This window comes from Rhodococcus sp. P3_B8 (genome assembly GCF_056402775.1).
The window spans coordinates 1-22,259 of record NZ_JBFUGT010000098.1; the positions used below are offsets into that span (position 1 = coordinate 1).

Sequence of the window (22,259 nt, forward strand, 5' to 3'; positions counted from 1 at the left end):
GACAAGGAACAGACCATCCTGGTCTTCGACCTCGGTGGCGGCACCTTCGACGTCTCGCTGCTCGAAATCGGCGACGGCGTCGTCGAGGTTCGCGCCACGTCCGGCGACAACCACCTCGGTGGTGACGACTGGGACGAGCGCATCGTCACGTGGCTCGTCGACAAGTTCAAGGCTCAGAACGGCATCGATCTGACCAAGGACAAGATGGCMCTGCAGCGTCTSCGTGAGGCYGCSGAGAAGGCCAAGATCGAACTGWSCTCCTCKCAGAGCACGTCGATCAACCTGCCYTACATCACCGTCGACGCGGACAAGAACCCGCTGTTCCTCGACGAGCAGYTGTCCCGCAGCGAGTTCSAGAAGATCACGTCCGATCTCCTCGACCGCACCCGSGCSCCGTTCCARKCSGTGATCAAGGACAGCGGCATCGCCGTCAARGACATCGACCAMGTCGTGCTCGTCGGTGGTTCCACCCGTATGCCSGCCGTSWCSRATCTGGTKCGCGAGCTGACCGGYGGSMRKGARCCSAACAAGGGYGTCAAYCCGGACGAGGTCGTCGCCGTCGGCGCCGCCCTGCAGGCCGGTGTCCTCAAGGGYGAGGTCAAGGACGTGCTGCTCCTCGACGTCACCCCGCTGTCCCTCGGYATCGAGACCAAGGGTGGCGTGATGACCAAGCTCATCGAGCGCAACACCACCATCCCGACCAAGCGTTCCGAGACCTTCACCACSGCTGACGACAAYCAGCCSTCGGTGCAGATCCAGGTGTTCCAGGGTGAGCGCGAAATCGCCTCGCACAACAAGCTGCTCGGCTCGTTCGAGCTGGCSGRSMTKCCGCCSGCMCCGCGKGGSGTGCCGCAGATCGAGGTCACCTTCGACATCGACGCCAACGGCATCGTGCACGTGACCGCSAAGGACAAGGGCACGGGCAAGGAGAACACGATCAAGATCCAGGASGGYTCCGGWCTGTCCAAGGAAGAGATCGASCGGATGRTCAAGGACGCCGAGGCTCACGCCGAGGAAGACAAGGCCCGCCGCGAGGAGGCCGAGGTGCGCAACCAGGCCGAGTCGCTGGTGCACCAGACCGAGAAGTTCATCAAGGACAACGAGGACAAGGTGCCCGCCGACGTCAAGGAGAAGGTCGAGGCTGCCATCAAGGAAGCCAACGACGCTCTCGCAGGCACCGACATCGCGGCCGTCAAGACCGCGGTCGAGAAGCTGGCCACCGAGTCGCAGGCCCTCGGCCAGGCGATCTACGAGGCCAGCGCCGCTGAGGAAGCCGCCAACACCGACGGCTCCGGCGCGAATGGTGCCGACGACGTCGTCGACGCCGAGGTCGTGGACGAGCCGTCCGACTCGGAGAAGAAGTGACGTCCGACAACACCGAGCAGGAACCGGTCACTTTCGTGGACAAGCGGAAGATCGACCCCGAGACCGGTCGGACACGGGACGCGGAGCCGGTAGTGGAGCCCCTCGCGGGCACCGCTGCCGCACCGCAGCCCGGCTCGGTGGACGAAGGGGCCCTGCCGGAGACGGCAGCTCCGGAGACGGACGAGTTGGCGGAGCGCACCGCCGACCTGCAGCGACTGCAGGCGGAGTACGCCAACTACCGCCGCCGCGTCCAGCGCGACAAGCAGGCCGACATCGCGAACGCCAAGGCGTCCGTCGTCGGTGAGCTCATCGCGGTGCTGGACGACCTCGACCGTGCACGCAGCCACGGCGACCTCGACTCGGGGCCGCTGAAGGGTGTGGCGGACAAGCTCACCGGCACCCTCACGTCGCTCGGCCTGAGCGAGTTCGGCGCCGAGGGCGACGCATTCGATCCGGCGCTGCACGAGGCAGTGCAGCACGAGGGCGAGGGTCACGACCCCGTTCTCGGCACAGTGATGCGAAAGGGCTACAAATTCGGTGATCGCGTCCTGCGGCATGCGATGGTAGCTGTGATCGATCGCGCAGGCGATGCCGGCGCGAACACCTCCGACGAGGCGGCGAAGCCCGCCGAGTCGGAACAAGAGTAAGAGCGAGAGGAGGAGACGCCCAGTGAGCCAACGGGAGTGGATCGAAAAGGACTTCTACAAGGAGCTGGGCGTCTCGTCCCACGCATCCGCGGACGAGATCAAGAAGGCGTACCGCAAGCTCGCCCGCGACCTTCATCCCGACGCGAACCCCGGCGACACGAAGGCCGAGGAGCGTTTCAAGTCCGTCAGCGAAGCACACGCCGTGCTCTCGGACCCTGCCAAGCGCAAGGAATACGACGAGGCCCGGCGACTGTTCGCGAGCGGCGGTTTCGGACAGGGCGGCGGCGGATTCAACCCCGGAGCCGGCGGTTTCGGCCAGGGCGGATTCGACATCAACGACCTGTTCGGTGGCGGCGGCGCGGCGGCCGGTGACGGCGGCCTCGGCGACATCTTCGGTGGCCTGTTCAATCGCGGCGCCGGTGGCGGCGGCGCGACCCGCACCACCAACCGTCCCCGTCGCGGCAGCGACGTCGAGACGGAGACGACCCTCGAATTCCGTGAAGCCACGCTGGGCGTCACGGTTCCGCTGCGACTGACCAGTCCGTCGCCGTGCACCACCTGCCACGGCAGCGGTGCAAAGCCGGGAACCAGCCCGCGAGTCTGCCCGCGCTGCAACGGGACCGGAATCGTCAGCCGCAACCAGGGCGCGTTCGGGTTCAGTGAGCCGTGCGACGACTGCCGCGGTACCGGCTCCATCATCGACTCGCCGTGCGAGGTGTGCCACGGCAACGGCGTCACCAACCGGACCCGCACCATCACCGTCCGCGTCCCCGCGGGTGTCAGTGACGGACAGAAGATCCGGTTGGCAGGCCAGGGTGAAGCGGGCCTGCGCGGCGCACCGTCCGGCGACCTGTTCGTCACGGTCCGGGTGCGTCCCGACAAGGTGTTCGGCCGCAACGGCGACGACCTCACCCTCGTCGTCCCCGTCAKTTACGGTGAGCTCGTGCTCGGAACCACCGTCTCCGTCCCCACCTTGGAGGGGCGTGTCGGTGTGAAGATTCCGGCGGGCACCGCCGACGGCCGGGTTCTGCGGGTGCGCGGCCGAGGCGTCCCCAAGCGTGCCGGTGGCGCTGGTGACCTACTGGTCACGGTCAAGGTCGCCGTTCCGCAGAAGCTCGACGACCCGGCCACCGAAGCATTGAAGACCTATCTGGAAGCAGAGAAGGCCAGCGGATTCGATCCGAGGGCCGGGTGGGCGGGTGCTTGATGAGCGATACGACCCAGGATCCACGCGAGAGCGCCGTTGATCCGGACGCCCAGATCTTCGTGATCTCGGTGGCCGCGGAACTCGCCGGCATGCATGCGCAGACGTTGCGCAACTACGACCGGCTCGGTCTCGTCACCCCGCACCGCACGTCCGGTGGCGGGCGACGGTACTCGCCGCGGGATGTGGCGTTGCTCCGCGAGGTGCAACGCCTCTCGCAGGACGAGGGTGTCAACCTCGCCGGGATCAAGCGGATCATCGAACTCACCAACCAGGTGGAGGCTCTGCAGCACCGGGTTCGCGAGCTGGCCGAGGAGATCGCGAAGATTCACGCCGGGTACCGGCGCGACCTCGTTCCGATCCCGCGGAGCAACGCCCTCGTCGTGTGGAAGCCGCGGCACCAGCGCTGACCCGGCGATCTCTCGGGTGAACCGAACCGATGTCGCACTGGTCCTGTCGGAGTGAACCAGTGCGACATCGGGCCCCAACCCCCGGCTTATCGGTCGCGGTTGCCCCAGCGGGGCCCGCGGCGGGTGCGTGATCGCGGAATGTTCATCTCCTCGAGACGTGCCTTGATCTCCTCGGTGGTCCACATCGTGCGGGAGACGGTGGGGGTGGGGGTCTCGGTGACGTGCATGATCATGTTCTCCGGCTTTCGTCGAGTGTTCGGTGGATGGTCGGGATCGTCTGTCAGGGGTGCCCGTACAGGTGGTAGCCGGCGTTCATGTTCGGGTAGCCCGAGTCGATCCAGCTGCTGATGCCGTAGGCGTGGCCGTAGTTGGCGTCGACGCGAGTTCCGTCCACGTCGGTCGTGTTGCTGTAGTTGTCGGCGCGGAACACAGCCTGGGCACCGCCGGGGAGCGAGTACGTGGCGTCCACCTCGACGCCGTTCGGGTCGGTGGAGAATGCCTTCACGATCTGGCTGCTGTGCGGGGCGAGGTAGTCCGACGGCGCCTGAATCCACTGCCCGTAGGGGTTCGACGAGCCCGCGAGGACCATCGGCAGATCGGTGTCGTTGCTGATCGTCATCGCGATCGTGGGTCCCGACGTCGGCATCGTGCCCGCGGTGGCAACCCCGGCGGCGGCGATGGCGAATCCGGTGACGGCCACTGCGGTGGCGGGCAGTGCGATGAAGAATGCGACGCGGCGGCGGGCGGTGGTGCGCATGATGGCTTCTCCTGGGTTCTGGAACTTCGGGGGTCTGACGCTTCGGGGGGAACGTCTGGGGCCGTGGGGGTTTCGGTTTCCGATCTCCCCGTTTTCCGGTGTGCATCAACTATGTCGCGAATGCGCGCCGTCGTCTGTCCACCGACAGGACGGAGGGCGGGATGAATCCGGTGTCCACCGATCGGGGGACAGCGGGGTCGCGAAGTGCTCCGCGCGGGCCTGCTCTCGTGAGAAAGTGAGCAATGGACTTCGCCGGAGTCGCTTCGCCTCGGACCGCGCCGTGAGCGCCGTGCGTGTGGTGGTGGGCGACGACCACCCGATCTTTCGGGACGGTGTCGTCCGTGCGCTCCTCGCGAGTGGCGACATCGATGTGGTCGGCGAGGCGGACGACGGTGCGGCGGCGCTCGCCCTGATCCGCGAACTCGCCCCCGACGTCGCACTGCTCGACTATCGGATGCCGGAGCTGGACGGTTCCCAGGTGGCGGCGGCCGTCCGACGAGCCGAACTCGCCACGCGGGTGCTGCTGCTGTCGGCGCACGACGAGTCCGCGATCGTCTACCACGCGCTGCAGGAGGGGGCAGCGGGGTTTCTGCCCAAGGAATCGACTCGGGCGGAGATCGTGAAAGCCGTCCTGGACTGTGCACAGGGCCGCGACGTCCTTCCCGCCTCCCTCGCCGTCGGACTGGCCGGCGAGGTGCGTCGTCGCAGTGAACCGGTCGGGCCGGCGCTGAGCGGCCGGGAGAAGGAAGTGCTGGCGCTCATTGCGCGCGGCCAGAGCATTCCCACGATCGCCGGTGAGCTGTATCTGGCGCCGTCGACGGTCAAGACCCATGTCCAGCGCCTCTACGAGAAGCTCGGGGTGAGCGACCGCGCGGCCGCGGTGGCCGAGGCGATGCGACGCGGCTTGCTGGAGTGACGTGCCGCTTCCGTCCCAGAGTCGCGTAGTTCGTCGTTACAGCACCGAGGCGGTCCGGGTGACCGCCATACTCCGGTTACCGCTGATCGGTCTGATGGCGCTGCTCGGGCCGGTGATCCGCGTGACGCACTGGCAACCCGACGTCTTCGCGGGTCTGCTGATCGGGTATGCGGCGGTCGCTCTCGGCTGGCTGATCTTCGTCCTGGTGCGGGACGTCGGACCGTGGGCGGGCTGGGTGTCCACGGCCGCGGACGTCACCGCGGTAGTGGCGTTGTGCGTCGTCTCCGGCGGCGCGACGTCGGTGCTGCTGCCGGTGTTCTTCCTGTTGCCGATCTCGGTGGCGTTCCAGTACCGGCCGCGTCTGACGGCGATCGTCGGCGTCTGCACCGCCGTCGGGTACCAGGTGGTGTGGATCGTCTACTCCAAGCGCGACGACGCAGTCGGCTTCCCCGACGAGGTGTACCTCTACTTCGGGTTCCTGTTGTGGCTCGCGGCCGCGACGACGGCGTTGTCGTACGTGCTGGTCCGGCGCTCTGCGACGGTGATCTCGCTGATGGATGTGCGCAGGCAGCTGATCGCCGAATCGATGGGCGCCGAGGAACGCGAGCGACGGCAACTGGCCGAGGACCTCCACGACGGGCCCCTGCAGAATGTCCTGGCCGCCCGGCTGGACGTGGAGGAGGCCCTGGAGCGAAACCCGGACGACATGCTCGTCGCCGCCGAGTCCGCCCTCCGCGAGACGGCGGCGCAACTGCGGTCCACGGTCACCACACTGCATCCGCAGGTCCTCGCGCAGCTGGGCCTCACCGCGGCGCTGCGCGAGCTCACGGATCTCTACGCCCGACGGGGGTTCGAGATGTCGGTGAGCCTCGACGACGTCGGTCACCCCGACTGCCAGGAGCTGCTCTACCGGGTGGCGCGGGAACTGCTCACCAACGTGACCAGACATGCCCGCACCACGACGATCGAATTCGCACTCACCCGCGCCGACGGGCGGACCACGCTGACGGTTGCCGACGACGGCACCGGTTTCGATCCGGCCGTCGTCCCGGAACGGGTGGCGCAGGGGCACATCGGGCTGGCGTCGCACATCGTGCGGGTCGAAAGCCTCGGCGGCACCTTCGACGTCACGTCCTCACCCGGATCGGGCACCCGCGTGGTGGTGACGGTGCCGGACTCGCGCTGACGGCGCTGGGCGGTTGACGTGTTCGCTGACGGGTAATCGGGGACCAGTCGATCGCGAAGGAAGGGCAGAGCAATGGGTACGCGCGAGTCGTCCCGGACGAAGTCGCCGGTTCAGATCGCCGCGCTCGTCGTGGGTGCGGTATTCCTCATGGTCGGGATCCTGGGTTTCGTTTCCCGGCATCACGACCGACTACGACCTGCTCGGCGGCGCCGGGCACCATTCGGGCGCGAAACTGCTGGGGATATTCCAGGTTTCGGTTCTGCACAACGTCGTTCACCTGATTTTCGGCGTCGCCGGCATCGCATTCGCCAGGACAGTGCAGACTGCGCGCCTGTACCTGATCGTCGGCGGTGTGGTCTATCTCGTGCTGTGGATTTACGGACTGGTGATCGACCAGGCCAGTGCGGCGAACTTCGTGCCGGTCAACACGGCAGACAATTGGCTGCACTTCGCACTCGGCGCCGCAATGGTCGCGCTCGGATTCTTCACGGCGCGGGTCGGGGCATCGCCCGCAACGGACCCGACCCGACCGCACTCGCCGATGGACTAGTCACTGCGGGTGGCGGCCCTCGGCGAATTCCTCGACGATCTTCGCGCAGAACGCGGGCAGGTCGTCGGGGTTGCGGCTCGACACCAACCCGTTGTCGACCACCACTTCCTCGTCGACCACGGTTCCGCCCGCGTTGCGGATATCCGTGCGCACGCTGGGATACGACGTGAGAGTGCGGCCGCGGACGACGTCGGCCTCGACCAACGTCCACGGTCCGTGGCAGATCACGCCCACCGGTTTGCCCGAAGCGACGAAGTCGCGGACGAAGGCGACGGCGGACGCGTCCATCCGGAGGTGGTCGGGGTTCGTGGTGCCGCCTGGCAGGATCAATGCGTCGAAGTCGGCGACCGCCACGTCGCCGACGACGGCGTCGACGGCGTAGGTGCCTGCCGCGTTCACGTCCGAGTTCATGGCCTGGATCTTGCCGGGAGACAACGAGATCAGCCGGACCTCCGCGCCGGCGTCCTCCACGGCCTTCCGGGGTTCGACGAGTTCGACTTCCTCGACGCCGTGGGTGGCCAGGATCGCGACCTTCCGGCCGCGAAGTGTCTCTGCCGATGTCATGGGCACTTCCTTCCTTTCGTGAGAACAAGCGACGGGTACCCAGATGGCCCGCGGCCAATCGGGTGGGAATCAGAGTCGTCGGAGATCGGTGGTTGCGGGGCCCTCGAGAAGTGTTCCGCCGGCGGTGAATCGGGACCCGTGCAGCGGGCAGTCCCACGACGCCTCCGCATCGTTCCAGCGGAGCACACCACCGAGGTGCGGGCAGACGGCGCAGACGCGCTCGGTGTGACCGTTCGAGGTGTACTCGCCGACGGGCAGCAGACCCTCTCGCACGATGCGTGCCCGGCCCTTCCCGCGTTGCCGCCCCACGAGTGCGTCGCCCCAGCCTGCAGCCATCTCCCTCGCCACCTCGCCGTTCGCCTTCACTACCGCGGGAAGGTCGAAAAGCTGCGTCGGCGAATAGCTCTGGAAGGCCTCCGCCCACCGCATGTGGCCACCGAGAATGCGTCCGGCGAGCGCAAGAGCGGCGGCGACGCCGTTCGAGAGTCCCCACTTTCCGTAGCCGGTCGCGACGAGAATGCCGTCGCTGCCCGGAACCAGTGGGCCGACATAGGGAAGCGCGTTCAGCGAGGAGTAGTCCTGCGCCGACCAGCGGTGGGTCGGCGTCGCCCCGGGAAAGTGGCGGCCGGTCCAGGCCAGCAGATCGTCGACCGCGGCCTGCGGCGACGTGCTTCGGCCGACGTCGTGACCGTTGCCGCCGACGACCAGAACACGACCGTCGTCGGCCGGGCGCAACGACCGGGTGGGCTGATCGGCGGTCAGGTACATGCCGCCGGGGGCACCGCCCGGCACTCGGAACGCCGCCGCATACGATCGTTCCGCCTTCAGCCGGGCGAAGAATCCTCCGCGATCGAGGATCGGAGTTCCCGTCGCGAGAACCACGCGTCGGGCTTCGATGTCGCCGTTCGGCGTCGACAGGACGTGGAATCGCACCAGCGTCCGGACCGCCGTCACACGACGGTGCTCGAACACGTCGCCGCCGTGCGTGATCACGTCGCGGGCCACCGTGTGGAGAACGGGCATCGGGTCCAGGAACGCCTGGTCGTCGATTGTGACGGCGTCGACGTGGGGCACCGGGATGTCGAGTTCCGGCACCAGTCGGACGGGCAGGCCCGCTGATCGGGCGGCCGTGTACTGAGCGCGCACCGCGTCGGTGCCGGACTCGGTCTGCGCGAACGTGAAATCCGATGCCGTGCCCACGGGAATCTCGCGATCGCGACAGTACCGGAGCAGCCACTGCTGGCCCTCCAGATTTCCCTCGACGTACGAGCGCAGGATGTGCACCGCGTGGCGTCGGCCGATCTCGGCGAGCCGGGTCCCTTGCAGCACACTGACCTTGCCTGTGGTGTTCCCCGTCGTGACGGCGCCGATGGTCCGCGCTTCCACGACGGCGACGTGTTGTCCCGCGCGGGCGAGCAGCAACCCGAGGATCAGTCCGGTCACCCCCGCGCCCACCACCACGGTGTCGTACCGTCCGCGTTCGTCCCACGACCGCCCGGTGACCGCACCGCGGTGCCCAGCGACGTGATCGAGCCACAGAGAAGGCATTACGGCTTCAGGAGAATCTTCACAGCGCCGTCTTCCTTCTTCTGGAAGATCTCGTACGCGTGCGGGGCGTGGTCCAGTGGCAGTTCGTGAGTGGCGAACGTGTCGACGCCCAAGGGGTCGGCGTCGGTGAGCAACGGCAGGATGTCCGGGACCCACCGCTTCACGTTGGCCTGGCCCATCCGCAGCTGAATCTGTTTGTCGAACAGGGTGAGCATAGGTATCGGGTCGGCCATTCCGCCGTACACCCCGATGAGCGAGAGGGTGCCGCCGCGGCGCACGATGTCGATGGCCGCGTACAGCGCGTGCAGCCGGTCGATTCCCGCCGTCGACATCAGCGGGCCCGCGATGGCGTCGGGCAGGAGAGACGTGACCTGCTGCAAAAGTTTCGCGCCGGGGGAGCCGTGCGCTTCCATGCCGACGGCGTCGATGACGGAATCGGGGCCGCGGCCGCCGGTCATCTCCCGGATCACGTCGCCGAGTTCGCCCTCGGTGTCGGTCAGGTCGACCGTCTCGATGTGCCGCGCCTGCGCGCGGGCGAGACGCTCGGGCACGAGATCCACGCCGATGACACGAAAACCCTTGTGCGCAGCGATGCGTGCCGCCATGTCGCCTATCGGTCCGAGCCCGAGAACGACGACGGAACCGCCGTCGGGGATGTCCGCGTACTCGACGGCCTGCCACGCCGTCGGCAGCACGTCGGACAGATACACGAAGCGCGAATCCGGTGGACCTTCGGGAACCGTGATGTGCGTGTTCTTCACGTGCGGCACCCGAAGATACTCGGCCTGGCCGCCGGGAACGCTCCCGTACAGTTTCGAATACCCGAACAGCGCCGCACCCATACCCTCGTCCCGGATCTGGGTGATCTCGCACTGGGTGAACAGCTTCCGATCGCACATGTGGCAACTGCCGCAGGATATCTGGAACGGGATCACCACCCGGTCGCCGACCTTCACCTCGGTCACCTCGGAGCCCACCTCGCGCACGATGCCCATCGGTTCGTGGCCGAGGATGTCGCCCTCGCTCATGAACGCGCCGAGCACCTCGTACAGGTGGAGGTCGGAGCCGCAGATGTTGGTGGTGGTGATCTCGACGATCGCGTCAGTCTTCTGTTCGATCACGGGGTCGGGGACGGTGTCGACGCTGACCTTCCGCTTGCCCTGCCACGTCACGGCTCTCATCGGGCTCTCCGGTTCGCCTTCTCGATCGCGTCGACGAGTTCGTCCTTGGTCATGGTGGACCGGCCGTGTATGTCGAGCCGCTGAGCGATGTGCAGGAGGTGGTCCTTGCTCGCGTTGGCGTCGACGCCCTCGGCCGTCTCACCGGACGCGTTCGGGCCGCCGCTCTTCGCGCGCTCGTCCGAGGGGCCCTTCTCGTCCTTGGCCTCCCAGTGGTCCCCGACCTTCTCGTAGCTGTGTTTGAGGGCGTCGTACGCGACGCGATGCGCCCGTTCCTCGTCCCCGTACTGATCCATTGCGGAGTCGTACACCTTGGCGAACGTGCGCTGCGCCTTCTCGGACGACTTCTTCAGCGTCTCGGGGAGCTCGCTCTTCTTCGGCTTGCCGCTGTCGGTGGTCTTCGGCACGGAAATCCTCCTCGGGTGTAGAGGTGCCCGTTCGGACGATTACCCGACTCTCGGAGATCTATGCGAGCGGGGGAGGAACTCGACCGGGCGCGGAGACCAACGCCTGCTCGAGCAGTTCCAGGGCACGGTCGGTCGTTGCGGTCACGACGTCCTGCGGTTCACCGGCGAATCGGTGCATCTCGGTGTCGATACGGCCGTGGGTGAATAGTCCGAACCAGACGGTCCCCGGCGGTTGCCCGTCCTGAGGGTCGGGGCCGCCCGCACCGGTCACCGCGACGGCGATGTCGGCTCCGAGCAGTTCCGCGACCGCTCCGGCCATCGCGCGGGCACTGGCCTCACTGACGACGGGACCGTCCGGCACCTTCAGCACCCGGTGCTTCACTTCGCTGGAATACGCGACCACGCTGCCCCGATACCAGTCGGAGGAGGCGGGCGCCGCGCCGAGAATGGACGAGATCTGTCCGCCGGTGAGCGATTCCGCCGTTGCGAGGAAGACGTGCGCGCTCTGGGCAGCGGTCGAGATCCGTTCTGCGATTCGGTCCTGCGGACTCATGGACCTCACGTTATCGGACGCGTTCCGGCGTGGAGTTGCCGTCGGCACCGCGCGCCAGGTGGAACAGGTTTCAGTTTTTCCGGTTTCCGGTTAGGGTGTCGGTGACCCAGGACATAGAAAATCCAGGCCGCCGGACCACGCGCCTCGGCGTCGCGGGAGTAGAAGGATTACAGATGACCGACGAGTTCGCAGATCTGCATCGACCCGCCTTCGCTGCAGACCTCCTCATCACTGCACTGGAACGCAACTCCGACAAGCCGGCGCTCTACCTCGGCGACGTCGTCCTCACCGGCGGTGAGATGCGCGATCAGATCAGTTGCTTTGCGCAGGCACTGGCTTCACTCGGAATCGGTAAGGGCACGAGCACCGCCATGCTGTCCAAGAACAGGCCCGAAGTGCTCATCAGCATGGGCGCCACCATGATCTCCGGATGCCGCGCCAGCGCGCTGAACCCGATGGGCTCGATCGACGACCATCTGTACATCGTCGGCGACGCCGAGATCCAGACGTTGATCTTCGATCCCACCGCCTTCGAGGAGCGCGCCGCCGAACTGGTGGCGCAGTCGCCGTCGATCGAGAACGTGTTGTCGTTGGGGCCGTCCGAAGTCGGCACCGACATTCTCGCACTCGCCGAGACGTTCACCCCGCAACGCCTGCGGGCGGCGGACGTGGCCGCCGACGACAACAGCAGCATGGTCTACACCGGCGGCACCACCGGCAAGCCGAAGGGCGTCGTCGGCTCCTACCAGTCCGGCGCGACGCTCAATCAGATTCAGATGGCCGAATGGCAGTGGCCCGACGAACCGCGATTCCTCATCTGCACGCCGCTGTCGCACGCCGGCGCCGCCTTCTTCATCCCGACCCTGCTGCGTGGTGGCGCGCTGATCGTGCTGCCCGCGTTCGAGCCCGGTGCCGTCCTCGAGGCGATCGAGAAGCACAAGATCTCGGCCACGATGCTCGTCCCCACCATGATCTACCTGCTGATGGATCACCCCGACCTGCCGAAGCGGGACGTGTCCAGCCTGCAGACGCTGTTCTACGGCGCCTCGGCGATGTCGCCGGCCCGGTTGAAGGAGGGCATCGAGAAGTTCGGCCAGATCTTCTTCCAGTTCTACGGCCAGACCGAATGCGGAATGACCATCGCGGTGCTGCGGAAGGAAGAGCACCTGGCGGACGATCCCAGCCGGCTCGCGACGTGCGGGCGTCCCGTGCCCTGGTTGAACGTCGCCCTGCTCGACGACGACCTGAACGAGGTGCCGCAGGGTGAGCTCGGCGAGATCTGCGTCCGCGGCCCGCTGGTCATGAAGGGGTACTGGAAGAAGCCCGCCGAGACCGCCGAGGCGTTCCGCGGGGGCTGGCTGCACACGGGCGACGTCGCGCGCAAGGACAAAGACGGATTCATGACGATCGTCGACCGCAAGAAGGACATGATCGTCACCGGCGGCTTCAACGTGTTCCCCCGGGAGATCGAGGACGTCATCTCGGCGCATCCTGCCGTCGGCTCGGTCGCGGTGGTCGGCGTTCCGGACGAGAAGTGGGGCGAGGCCGTCAAGGCGTGCGTGGTGTTGCGGGCCGGGYAGACGGTCGACGCCGCCGAACTCGTCGAACGGGTGCGCGCCGCGAAGGGATCGGTGCACGCCCCCAAGTCGATCGACTTCGTCGACGCACTGCCGCTGACCCCGCTCGGCAAACTGGACAAGAAGGCGCTGCGCTCCCGGTACTGGGAAAGTGCAGACCGAGCGGTCGGATAGCACGACCAGGGCCGGAAAGAAGGGACCTGGTCTGCGGCGTGGCGTCCGCGCCTATAGTCTGCCCAAGTACTTCGCGGCAGGGCCGCGTTCAGTCGGTGACGAGGATGCGCGGTGGATTCACAGGCAATATCGCTGGTCCGGTCGAGTTTCAAGGCTATCGCGGCGGTGCCGGACGGGCCTCAGACTCTGTCCCGGTCCTTCTATGCCCTGCTGTTCGCGCGGTATCCCGACGCCCGGGACTTCTTCCCCGCGGCCATGGACGAGCAACGCGACCGGTTGATCTCCGCCGTCCAGTACGTGATCGAACGGCTCGAGGAGGAATCCGGGCAGATCCTCGCCTACCTCGCCCAGCTCGGCCGGGACCACCGCAAGTACGGAATCGAGGACGCGCACTACGTCGCCGTCGGCAACTCCCTGATCGCCGCGGTCGAACAGTTCCCCTCGACCGAGCCGTGGACCGACGAACTCGAGCAGGCGTGGCGCGACGTCCTCTCGGTCGTCGCCGCCACCATGATGGATGCGGCCAACGCCGAGAGCGGCCCGCCGGCGTGGGGTGCGACCGTGATCGAGCACCTTCAGGTCCGCAAGGACGTGTCGATCGTCCGCCTGCAACTCGACGAGCCGATGGCCTACACCGCCGGCCAGTACGTGAGCGTGCAGGTGCCGTCGCGTCCCCGGATGTGGCGGTACCTGTCGCCGGCGAACCCCGCCAACGACCAGGGCATCATCGAGTTCCACGTCCGCCGGGTGTCGGGCGGCTGGGTCAGCCCCGCCATCGTCAGCCAGACCCTCGTGGGCGAGCGGTGGGTGATCGGATCCCCGCTCGGCGACCTGGGAGTCCGCTACGACAACGGTCGCGACATTCTCATGATCGGATCGGGGACGGGCATCGCCCCGCTGCGCGCGCAGATCCTGCAGATGTCGCAACGCGGCCAAGACCGCCGCGTCCACCTCTTCTTCGCCGGCCGGTACCCCTGCGACCTCTACGACCTGGGCACCCTGTGGGCGCTCGCGGAGCAGAACCCGTGGCTGACCGTCGTCCCGGTCACCGAGGAGGATGAGGACCCCTGGTGGTACACCGGGCCGAGCAGCGCCGCGTTGCCCGGCATGCACCGCCGGCTGACCGGCAAAGTGGGGCAGGTCGTCGCCGACTTCGGGACGTGGGCCGAGCGCGACATCCAGCTCGTCGGCTCCGAGGCGATGATCAACACCACCAAGTTCCGGCTGCACGCCGCGGGCACTCCGCCGGAAAACATCCGGCACGACCCGTCCTACTGACCCGAACGCCTCAGTACGGGTCGAACTGAATGTTCTCCGTGGGGGTCCCGGTGTCGCGGAGACGGTCGAGGGTGGCACGCACCATTGCCGCCGAACCGCACACCAGCACCTGGTGCTCGGTGAACGCGCCGTAGGACGTCACGACGTCGGGCAGTGAGCCCTCGATGAGATCGTCCTCGGTGAAGCCCACGTCCACTCTGGTGCGCTCGTACCATTCGTCGGTCCAGTCCGGATTCACGACGTTCTCCACCACCGGAATGACGGTGAGCCACGGCAGATCCTGCAGCAGCAGGTAGAGCATGTCCGACGCGTACAGATCGCGCGGCGTCCGATCGCCCGTGAACAGGAACACCCGCGGCGGATTCGGCTTGCGCGACAGGTCCAGCAGGATCGACCGGAACGGGGCCAGGCCGGTGCCGCCGGCGATCATGATGACGTCCGGCCCGTCCTCGTCGACGGACATCGTGCCGCGCGGTTCGAGGATCTGCCACTGGTCGCCGGGCGAGGTCTCCGTGACGATGTCGCCGCTGACCCAGCCGCCGGGAACCGTCCGGACGTGGAATTCGAGCTTGCCGTCCAACGACGGCGGCAGGGCGGGGGAGAGTCTGCGCAGCAGCCGCGGGTTCTGGGGAACGCTCACGTCCACGTACTGCCCCGGCACGAACGGGACGTAGTCACCGACGAGGCGGATCACGGCGAGGTCGTGCCGCAGACGGTGATGCTCGACGACGGTGCTGGTCCAGGTGGTCTGCGTGGCTTGCATGGCGTGATGCTCTCCCGACGGTCGAACCGGATGGCGGATGGGCGGGGACGGGCTGCGGAACTAGATCAGGGGGTCGTGCCGGATCAGTTCGGGCGGCGTACCGCCGCGCTGCAACGCGTACACGGTGGTCTTGATCATCGCCGGCGAACCGGAGATCTGGATCTGCCGGTCCGCCCACGAGCCGAACCGGGCGACGACGCGGCCGAGTTGCCCCTGGAGGCGTTGATGCAACCCCGGCGGCGCCTCCGGGGCGGGAATCGTGTGCCACCACGGGTCCTCGTCCTCCTCGGACACGGGAACCACGGTCAGCCACGGATTGCTCAGCGACAGGTGCCACAGGGTCTCGATGTCGTACAGATCGCACGGGTACTTGCCACCCACGAACATGTGGACCCGCGGATTGTTCGACCGCATCGCCATTTCCATCACCTGCGCGCGCAGCGGCGCGATGCCCGTTCCCGAACCGATCATCAGGACGTCCTGCCCGCTGTCGCGGTCGACCTCGAGCCCACCGAGCGGGGAGCTGAGCAGCCACCGGTCGCCCACCTGCGTCTCGTTCACGATGGCGGGGCTCACCCACCCACCCGACACGCGGCGCACGTGGAATTCGAGCTGTCCGTACGGGTTGGCGGGAATGGCCGCCGACAGATATCGCCACATCCGGGGCCGTTGCGGGATCTGAACGCTGAGGTACTGGCCCGCACCGTAGGGGATGGGGGAGTCGGTCTCGAGACGGACGATCGCGAGGTCGTCGAGGCGGCGTTCGTGATCGACCACGGTGGCGCCCCATGCGGCGGGCAGGTCGTCGGTGTCCGCGGCGTCGGCCATCGTGTGGAGGAGGAGGTCGAGCAGTTCCGTCCAGGCCGCGGTCAGCGAGGGCGTCCAGATGGCCTGGGTGAAGGAGCTCTGCACGGCGACCAGCAGCGCATTGCCCGACGCGAAGTAGTGCCTGCCCTCGACGCCGTACTTGCGGTGGTCACGGCCGAGCTGGCTCAGGAAACCGAGGACCCGGCCCTCGTCGTCGAGGTTGTCGATGACGAACTGCAGCGCCTGGAACAGGCGGTGGCCCTGCTGATCCAGTGCAGGGGGGAAGAGCGCGCGGAATTCGGGGTGTTCGGCGAACAGGGTGGCGTAGAACGTGGTGGTGAGCCGGTTGCGTCCGTGTTCGGTGGACACGATCGACGAAAAGCTGGCGCGCAGACGCGAAATCACGAGCGGATCGAGGCAATCTCGTGTCAAGCCGTCCCCTGCCTCCGTGCCTGCTGATTCGAACACCCGCATTCTAGCCGTCCCGCGCGCGGACCCGGGGTTACGGCAACGGCCGGCTGGGCGTTCGCCCCCGGCATTTCGGTGGGTCGCTATTGAGCTGTGACCACCGGCAAGGCACGATGCATCCAGTAAACAGGCGGCGTTACCGAGGGGGGCCCATGAGAGTTGGCTGTGCGCGGGATCGGGGTCGGTTTCGTCCGGGGATGGCCAGTTCGGTTCGGATTCGTCGGACCGCCGCGGTCGTGGCGGCCGTGACGCTGACGGTGATCAGCGGCGGAAGCGTCGTCTCGGCGGAACCACGGACGACGATCGAGTCGATCTCGGCCGACGAGGCGCCCGACGGTTCGCGGTTGGTCGAGGTCACCCCAGTGGGCGAATCGCAGATGAACTTCACCGTCCACTCGACCGCCATGGACAAGGACATCACCGTCCGGGTCATCCGGGCCGCGTCGGAGAAGCGTCCCACCGTCTACATGCTCGGCGGCGTCGAGGGGAACTCCGAGCAGTTCGGCTGGGAGCAGAAGGCGGACGTCGAGAAGTTCTTCTCCGACAAGGACGTCAACGTAGTCATCCCGTTCGGTGGCCAGTCCAGTTACTACGCGGACTGGAAGCAGGACGATCCCGAGCTCGGGCGGAACAAGTGGCAGACGTTCCTGACGAAGGAACTACCGCCCATCGTCGACTCGGCGCTCGAGACGACCGGGAAGAACGCCATCGCCGGGCTGTCCATGTCGGCCACCAGCGTCCTCAACCTCGCGATCTCCAAGCCGGGGCTGTATCAGAGCGTCGGGGCGTACAGCGGGTGCGCGATGACGAGCGACCCGGTGGCGCGCCGGTTCGTCGAGATCACGGTGTCGGACTTCGGCGGCAACCCCGAGAACATGTGGGGTGCGGCCAACGATCCGCTGTGGGCCGCGAACGATCCGTACGTCAACGCCGAGAAGCTCCGGGGGACCACCCTCTACATCTCCAACGGCAGCGGGCTGCCGGGACCGTACGACACCCTCGACGCCCGGACCGTCGGCGGCGACCGTCGCAACCTTGCGACGCAGGTCGTGGTGGGTGGTGTCATCGAGGCCGTCACCAACGACTGCACGATGCGGCTGGCCGAGAAACTCCGCGCCCTGGACATTCCGGCCACGGTCGACCTCCGGCCGGTCGGAACGCACTCGTGGGGGTACTGGCGCGACGACCTGTCCGCGTCCTGGCCGACTATGGCGACCGCGATCGGGGCCTGACATCCCGCCCCGCGAAGCGTTGCGGGGCGAGATGATGGGGGTAGCGGAAGATTTCTAAAGTTGAGCGGAACAGACTCAACCCTTCGCGCGTTAAGAAGATGACAGCGTCGCCACGTGCCACTCGGCCCCGGGCGGCGGACCGCTCTACAACGCCAGAAGAGGTGAACAGTGGACTCGTTCAATCCGACCACCAAGACCCAGGCCGCGATGACCGCTGCGCTCCAGTCGGCGTCGTCGGCCGGTAATCCCGACATCAGGCCCGCGCATCTGCTCGTGGCCCTGCTCGACCAGACCGACGGCATCGCCGCCCCGCTGCTCAAGGCGGTCGGCGTCGATCCCACCGTGGTCCATCGTGAAGGGCAGGATCTTGTCGACCGGCTGCCCAAGACGACGGGCGCCACAACCACACCGCAGCTCGGCCGCGAGGCCCTCGCCGCACTCACCGCAGCACAGCACCTCGCCACCGAACTCGACGACGAGTACGTGTCGACGGAACACCTGATGGTCGGTCTCGCCTCGGGTGAGTCGGACGTGGCCGGACTGCTGAAGCGGCACGGCGCCACCCCCGAGGCGCTGCGTGATGCGTTCACCACCGTCCGCGGCAGTGCGCGCGTCACCAGCCCGGATCCGGAAGGGACATACCAGGCGCTCGAGAAGTACTCCACCGACCTCACCGCCCTGGCCCGCAACGGCAAGCTCGACCCGGTGATCGGCCGCGACAACGAGATCCGCCGCGTCGTGCAGGTACTCAGCCGCCGGACCAAGAACAACCCGGTGCTGATCGGCGAACCCGGTGTCGGCAAGACCGCCATCGTCGAGGGACTCGCCCAGCGCATCGTCGCCGGCGACGTTCCCGAATCGCTGCGCGGCAAGTCCGTGATCTCCCTCGACCTCGGATCGATGGTCGCGGGCGCCAAGTACCGCGGCGAGTTCGAGGAGCGGCTCAAGGCCGTCCTCGACGACATCAAGAACTCGGCCGGTCAGGTCATCACGTTCATCGACGAGCTCCACACCATCGTCGGTGCGGGTGCCACCGGTGAGTCCGCGATGGACGCGGGCAACATGATCAAGCCGATGCTCGCCCGCGGTGAGCTGCGGCTCGTCGGCGCGACCACGCTCGAGGAATACCGCAAGTACATCGAGAAGGACGCCGCCCTCGAACGTCGCTTCCAGCAGGTGCTGGTGGGTGAACCCTCCGTCGAGGACACCGTCGGCATCCTGCGCGGGCTCAAGGAGCGGTACGAGGTGCACCACGGTGTGCGCATCACCGACTCCGCGCTCGTCGCCGCCGCCACGCTCAGCGACCGCTACATCACGTCCCGGTTCCTGCCGGACAAGGCGATCGACCTCGTCGACGAGGCCGCGTCCCGGCTGCGGATGGAGATCGACTCGCGACCCGAGGAGATCGACACCGTCGAACGCATCGTCCGCCGCCTCGAGATCGAGGAGATGGCGCTGCAGAAGGAATCCGACGCGGCGTCGAAGGACCGGCTCGAGAAGCTGCGGCAGGAACTCGCCGACGAACGGGAGAAGCTCAACCAGCTGACCACCCGCTGGCAGAACGAGAAGCAGGCCATCGACTCCGTGCGCGGGGTCAAGGAGCAGCTCGAGACGCTGCGCGGCGAGGAGGAACGCGCCGAACGCGACGGCGACCTCGGCCGGGCCGCGGAGCTGCGGTACGGCCGCATCCCGCAGCTCGAGAAGGAACTCGAGCAGGCAGCCCGCGAGTCCGGTGCCGCCGCCGACGGCGACGTCATGCTCAAGGAGGAAGTGGGTCCCGACGACGTCGCAGACGTGGTCGCGGCATGGACCGGCATCCCGGCCGGCCGCATGATGGAGGGCGAGACCGCCAAGCTGCTGCGGATGGAATCCGAACTCGGCAAGCGGGTCGTCGGCCAGGAAGAGGCCGTCGTCGCCGTGTCGGATGCGGTGCGCCGCGCCCGCGCCGGAGTCGCCGACCCCAACCGGCCCACCGGTTCGTTCCTGTTCCTCGGGCCCACCGGCGTCGGCAAGACGGAGCTCGCGAAGTCCCTCGCCGACTTCCTGTTCGACGACGAGCGCGCCATGGTCCGCATCGACATGTCCGAGTACAGCGAGAAGCATTCGGTGGCCCGGCTCGTCGGCGCCCCGCCCGGATACGTCGGGTACGAGGCGGGCGGCCAGCTCACCGAGGCCGTGCGACGGCGTCCGTACACGGTGGTGCTGTTCGACGAGGTGGAGAAGGCGCACCCCGACGTGTTCGACATCCTGCTCGCCGTCCTCGACGAAGGCCGGCTGACGGACGGTCAGGGACGCACCGTCGACTTCCGCAACACCATCCTGATCCTCACGTCCAACCTCGGTGCGGGTGGATCGCGGGAGCAGGTGATGGATGCGGTGCGGCACGCGTTCAAGCCGGAGTTCATCAACCGGCTCGACGACGTCGTGATCTTCGAGTCGCTCACGGAAGAGCAGCTCGAATCCATCGTCGACATCCAGCTCGATCAGCTGTCCCGCCGGCTCGCGGCGCGGCGGCTGACGCTGGACGTGTCCGACTCGGCCCGCTTCTGGCTGGCGGTCCGCGGCTACGACCCGATGTACGGGGCCCGGCCGCTGCGCCGGCTGATTCAGCAGGCGATCGGCGACCAGCTCGCGAAGCTGCTGCTCGCCGGTGACGTCAAGGACGGCGACACCGTCCCCGTGAAGGTGTCCGAGACCGGGGACGCGCTCGTCCTCGGTTGATCCGTACGTGAGTGGCACGGTGTGCTCCCGCACGCCGTGCCACTCACCTGTGTTTTCACAGCGACGTCTTAAGTTTCGCCGTTACCCTGGACGTCCGTAGCCGCAGGACACCGGCCGGACGAACCCGAGGGAGGGGCCGATCATGACGAACCCCGACGACCCGCGCACCCCGCAGGAACGCGCGTACGACGGAACGGAGTCGTGGACCACCGCCGATTCCGCGTCGAGGGCCGGTGACGAGGACCCCACCCAGGCGTGGTCGCGGCAGGACCAGCCGACCGAGCACCTCGGATCGGCTGAGCAGCGCACCGAGCACCTGGGCCCCGCAGGCAGGCCGACCGAGCAGTTCTACACGTCCGATCCGACCGCCGCGTACGGGCAGAACCAGCCCAATCCCACCCAGGCCTACCCGACCTACGATCCGCGGTACGACCCGCAGGCTCCGCCACCGAACGCCACGCAGGCGTATCCGCCGTACGACGCCCAGCAGTACCAGGGCGGGTATCCGACGGGGCAGTACCCGAACGCCCAGTACCCGCCGGGGCAGTACCCGGGCTCGCAGTACCAGGCGCCGGTCACCGAGAGTCCCGAGGAGAAGAAGCCCCGGCGGATCGGCACGTGGATCGCCGCCACGGCGGCCGCGCTGCTGTTGATCGCCGTCATCGGTTTCGGTGTCGCCCTCTTCACGTCCGCGCCGAACAATTCCTCGAGCACCACGGCGGCGGGCCCGACCACGTCCCGTCCGCCCGCCACGACCGCGCCGCCGAAGACGACACCGCCGCCGTCGACCACGTCGGAGTCGCCGCTCGATCAACTCCCCGGCGGAATCGGCGAGGCCATCGGCGCTGCGGGCGCCGCGTTCGGAACGATCAGTGCCAACGACGGTTCCACACTCACCCTCGACGCCCTCGGCGGATCCCGGCTGACGGTTCAGACCAACGCGCAGACCAACGTGATCGCACTCGACGGCACCACGGTCGCCGATCTGAAGCCCGGGTTCACCGTGATGGTGCAGGGGACGAAGGTCGAGAACGGCACGATGATGGCCGAGACGATCATCAGCACCGAGCTGCCGAAGCTCGGCGGTAACTGAGACGATGGGTCCGGGCAAAACCGACACGGGGTGTCCGGGTACCGCTTCGCCTCGTAACGGCGTCGACTCGCTAGGCTGATCACCGATGACGGGAATGTGGTTCGTACTGGCGTTGATCGCACTCGCAGGCGCGTGCGCGCTGCTCTATTTCGATCGCTCGCGTCGTGATCAGACAGGTCGGGTGCGGCAGATCTGGGCCAAGGCCCAGGGCTACACGTACGACAACGTCGAAGAGAAGCTGCCTGGCCAATTCCATCGCGCCGCGCTGGCCAAGCAGGAGTACCTCAGCGCCATCGACGTGGTGAAGGGCGAACGCCGGGGCGAGTCGTTCATCCTGTTCGACCTCGAGGAGACCGCGACCATCGTCGCCGTGCGCCGCCGGGTGGGCTCGGACGTCGACATCGACCTGCGCCTCAAGTCGACCCCGCCGCCGAAGGACTCGGATCTCGAACTCCTCGGTGCCATCGGACCGCGAGTCGTGTTCGCCACAGACCTCGAAATCGCCCGCAGGGTCTGCGATCAGCGCATGGTGGCGTTCACCGAGTCGGTGCCGCCGCACGTGAACATGCTGTGGAGCGAGGGCGAATGGACCCTCGGTTCGCTGCCCATCGGCAGCAGCGGACGCGAGTGGGATTCGGCCATCGAGGCCGTCGCCCGACTGTCCGGCATTCTGCACGTCCTGCCCCCGGTCACCGAACCGCGGGGACTCGACCGTGGCCACCACGACCCGAGCAGGCCGCGAGTGCGGGAAGACGCCCCCGCCGAGGCGCGTCCCGCGCGTCCGACATCTCCCCGCCCGCCGGCCCCCGGCGCTCCACGCCAGCAGGCCCCCGGCGCTTCCCGTCCGCCGGCCCCCGGCGC

Annotated in this window: 21 protein-coding genes and 1 pseudogene; 13 read left to right on the forward strand and 9 right to left on the reverse strand. The window is 67.7% G+C overall.

The genetic code is table 11. The features are described from left to right. From dnaK to AC1D1G_RS24955, 4 genes are all read left to right on the forward strand, one after another. Positions 1 to 1,365 (forward strand): molecular chaperone DnaK (dnaK, locus tag AC1D1G_RS24940; protein ID WP_477954093.1); only part of this gene is annotated, 1,365 nt, incomplete at its 5' end. Further along, positions 1,362 to 2,012, forward strand: coding sequence for a nucleotide exchange factor GrpE (grpE, locus tag AC1D1G_RS24945; RefSeq protein WP_009478759.1), 651 nt, complete (start codon positions 1,362 to 1,364; stop codon positions 2,010 to 2,012). The genes dnaK and grpE, both read left to right, overlap by 4 nt. Positions 2,013 to 2,034: 22 nt before the next feature. Beyond that, the gene (dnaJ, locus tag AC1D1G_RS24950; RefSeq protein WP_477954095.1) at positions 2,035 to 3,219 is read left to right on the forward strand and encodes a molecular chaperone DnaJ; all 1,185 of its coding nucleotides are present in this window, start codon (positions 2,035 to 2,037) and stop codon (positions 3,217 to 3,219) included. Then, complete coding sequence (locus AC1D1G_RS24955) at positions 3,219 to 3,626, forward strand: heat shock protein transcriptional repressor HspR (protein ID WP_011597686.1); 408 nt, start codon at positions 3,219 to 3,221, stop codon at positions 3,624 to 3,626. Before dnaJ ends, AC1D1G_RS24955 begins: the two co-directional genes overlap by 1 nt. Before the next feature lie 86 nt (positions 3,627 to 3,712). On the opposite strand, the gene AC1D1G_RS24960 is transcribed toward AC1D1G_RS24955, so the two are convergent. Continuing rightward, a complete protein-coding gene (locus AC1D1G_RS24960; RefSeq protein WP_162130654.1) occupies positions 3,713 to 3,853 on the reverse strand; it encodes a hypothetical protein in 141 nt (46 codons plus the stop codon). A 53-nt stretch (positions 3,854 to 3,906) separates the two neighbouring features. Further along, entirely contained in the window at positions 3,907 to 4,383 is a 477-nt protein-coding gene (locus tag AC1D1G_RS24965) for a hypothetical protein (RefSeq protein WP_280780859.1), read from the reverse strand. 289 nt (positions 4,384 to 4,672) lie between these two features. Between AC1D1G_RS24965 and AC1D1G_RS24970 the strand changes: the two genes are divergently transcribed. From AC1D1G_RS24970 to AC1D1G_RS24980, 3 genes and pseudogenes are all read left to right on the forward strand, one after another. Further along, complete coding sequence (locus AC1D1G_RS24970) at positions 4,673 to 5,299, forward strand: response regulator (RefSeq protein WP_477954104.1); 627 nt, start codon at positions 4,673 to 4,675, stop codon at positions 5,297 to 5,299. A gap of 1 nt (position 5,300) precedes the next feature. After that, on the forward strand, positions 5,301 to 6,485 hold the full coding sequence (locus AC1D1G_RS24975; RefSeq protein WP_477954096.1) for a sensor histidine kinase: 1,185 nt from the start codon (positions 5,301 to 5,303) through the stop codon (positions 6,483 to 6,485). Between the two features lie 72 nt (positions 6,486 to 6,557). Then, positions 6,558 to 7,035: pseudogene (locus AC1D1G_RS24980) on the forward strand (DUF4383 domain-containing protein). On the opposite strand, the gene AC1D1G_RS24985 reads toward AC1D1G_RS24980, so the two are convergent. The 5 genes from AC1D1G_RS24985 to AC1D1G_RS25005 form a co-directional block, all read right to left on the reverse strand. Beyond that, complete coding sequence (locus AC1D1G_RS24985; RefSeq protein WP_283333509.1) at positions 7,036 to 7,599, reverse strand: type 1 glutamine amidotransferase domain-containing protein; 564 nt, start codon at positions 7,597 to 7,599, stop codon at positions 7,036 to 7,038. Between the two features lie 69 nt (positions 7,600 to 7,668). Then, entirely contained in the window at positions 7,669 to 9,147 is a 1,479-nt protein-coding gene (locus AC1D1G_RS24990; RefSeq protein ID WP_477954097.1) for an FAD-dependent oxidoreductase, read from the reverse strand. After that, on the reverse strand, positions 9,147 to 10,328 hold the full coding sequence (locus AC1D1G_RS24995) for a zinc-dependent alcohol dehydrogenase (RefSeq protein ID WP_283333511.1): 1,182 nt from the start codon (positions 10,326 to 10,328) through the stop codon (positions 9,147 to 9,149). The genes AC1D1G_RS24990 and AC1D1G_RS24995 overlap by 1 nt, the downstream gene beginning before the upstream one ends. Next, positions 10,325 to 10,732: a ChaB family protein gene (locus tag AC1D1G_RS25000; protein WP_280784170.1), complete on the reverse strand. Its 408-nt coding sequence runs from the start codon at positions 10,730 to 10,732 to the stop codon at positions 10,325 to 10,327. The genes AC1D1G_RS24995 and AC1D1G_RS25000 overlap by 4 nt, the downstream gene beginning before the upstream one ends. A 58-nt stretch (positions 10,733 to 10,790) precedes the next feature. Further along, complete coding sequence (locus tag AC1D1G_RS25005) at positions 10,791 to 11,285, reverse strand: CinA family protein (protein ID WP_280784169.1); 495 nt, start codon at positions 11,283 to 11,285, stop codon at positions 10,791 to 10,793. A 173-nt stretch (positions 11,286 to 11,458) separates the two neighbouring features. Between AC1D1G_RS25005 and AC1D1G_RS25010 the strand changes: the two genes are divergently transcribed. Further along, entirely contained in the window at positions 11,459 to 13,036 is a 1,578-nt protein-coding gene (locus AC1D1G_RS25010) for an AMP-binding protein (RefSeq protein WP_477954099.1), read from the forward strand. Positions 13,037 to 13,147: 111 nt separating this feature from the next. Further along, the gene (locus tag AC1D1G_RS25015) at positions 13,148 to 14,314 is read left to right on the forward strand and encodes an FAD-binding oxidoreductase (RefSeq protein WP_280784167.1); all 1,167 of its coding nucleotides are present in this window, start codon (positions 13,148 to 13,150) and stop codon (positions 14,312 to 14,314) included. 10 nt (positions 14,315 to 14,324) lie between these two features. Here the strand turns inward: AC1D1G_RS25015 and AC1D1G_RS25020 are convergent, their stop codons facing one another. Both AC1D1G_RS25020 and AC1D1G_RS25025 read right to left on the reverse strand, forming a co-directional pair. Further along, positions 14,325 to 15,077 (reverse strand): FAD-binding oxidoreductase, encoded by a 753-nt coding sequence (locus AC1D1G_RS25020; protein WP_280784166.1) that lies wholly within the window; start codon positions 15,075 to 15,077, stop codon positions 14,325 to 14,327. Between the two features lie 60 nt (positions 15,078 to 15,137). After that, positions 15,138 to 16,358, reverse strand: coding sequence for a globin domain-containing protein (locus AC1D1G_RS25025; RefSeq protein ID WP_050998683.1), 1,221 nt, complete (start codon positions 16,356 to 16,358; stop codon positions 15,138 to 15,140). Between the two features lie 191 nt (positions 16,359 to 16,549). Between AC1D1G_RS25025 and AC1D1G_RS25030 the strand changes: the two genes are divergently transcribed. From AC1D1G_RS25030 to AC1D1G_RS25045, 4 genes are all read left to right on the forward strand, one after another. Next, positions 16,550 to 17,584 (forward strand): alpha/beta hydrolase, encoded by a 1,035-nt coding sequence (locus AC1D1G_RS25030; RefSeq protein ID WP_280784164.1) that lies wholly within the window; start codon positions 16,550 to 16,552, stop codon positions 17,582 to 17,584. A 168-nt stretch (positions 17,585 to 17,752) separates the two neighbouring features. Then, the gene (gene clpB / locus AC1D1G_RS25035) at positions 17,753 to 20,305 is read left to right on the forward strand and encodes an ATP-dependent chaperone ClpB (protein ID WP_009478774.1); all 2,553 of its coding nucleotides are present in this window, start codon (positions 17,753 to 17,755) and stop codon (positions 20,303 to 20,305) included. A 142-nt stretch (positions 20,306 to 20,447) separates the two neighbouring features. Then, entirely contained in the window at positions 20,448 to 21,398 is a 951-nt protein-coding gene (locus tag AC1D1G_RS25040; protein ID WP_477954101.1) for a DUF5666 domain-containing protein, read from the forward strand. A gap of 94 nt (positions 21,399 to 21,492) precedes the next feature. After that, on the forward strand, positions 21,493 to 22,259 hold a 767-nt coding region (locus tag AC1D1G_RS25045), incomplete at its 3' end, for a hypothetical protein (protein WP_477954102.1).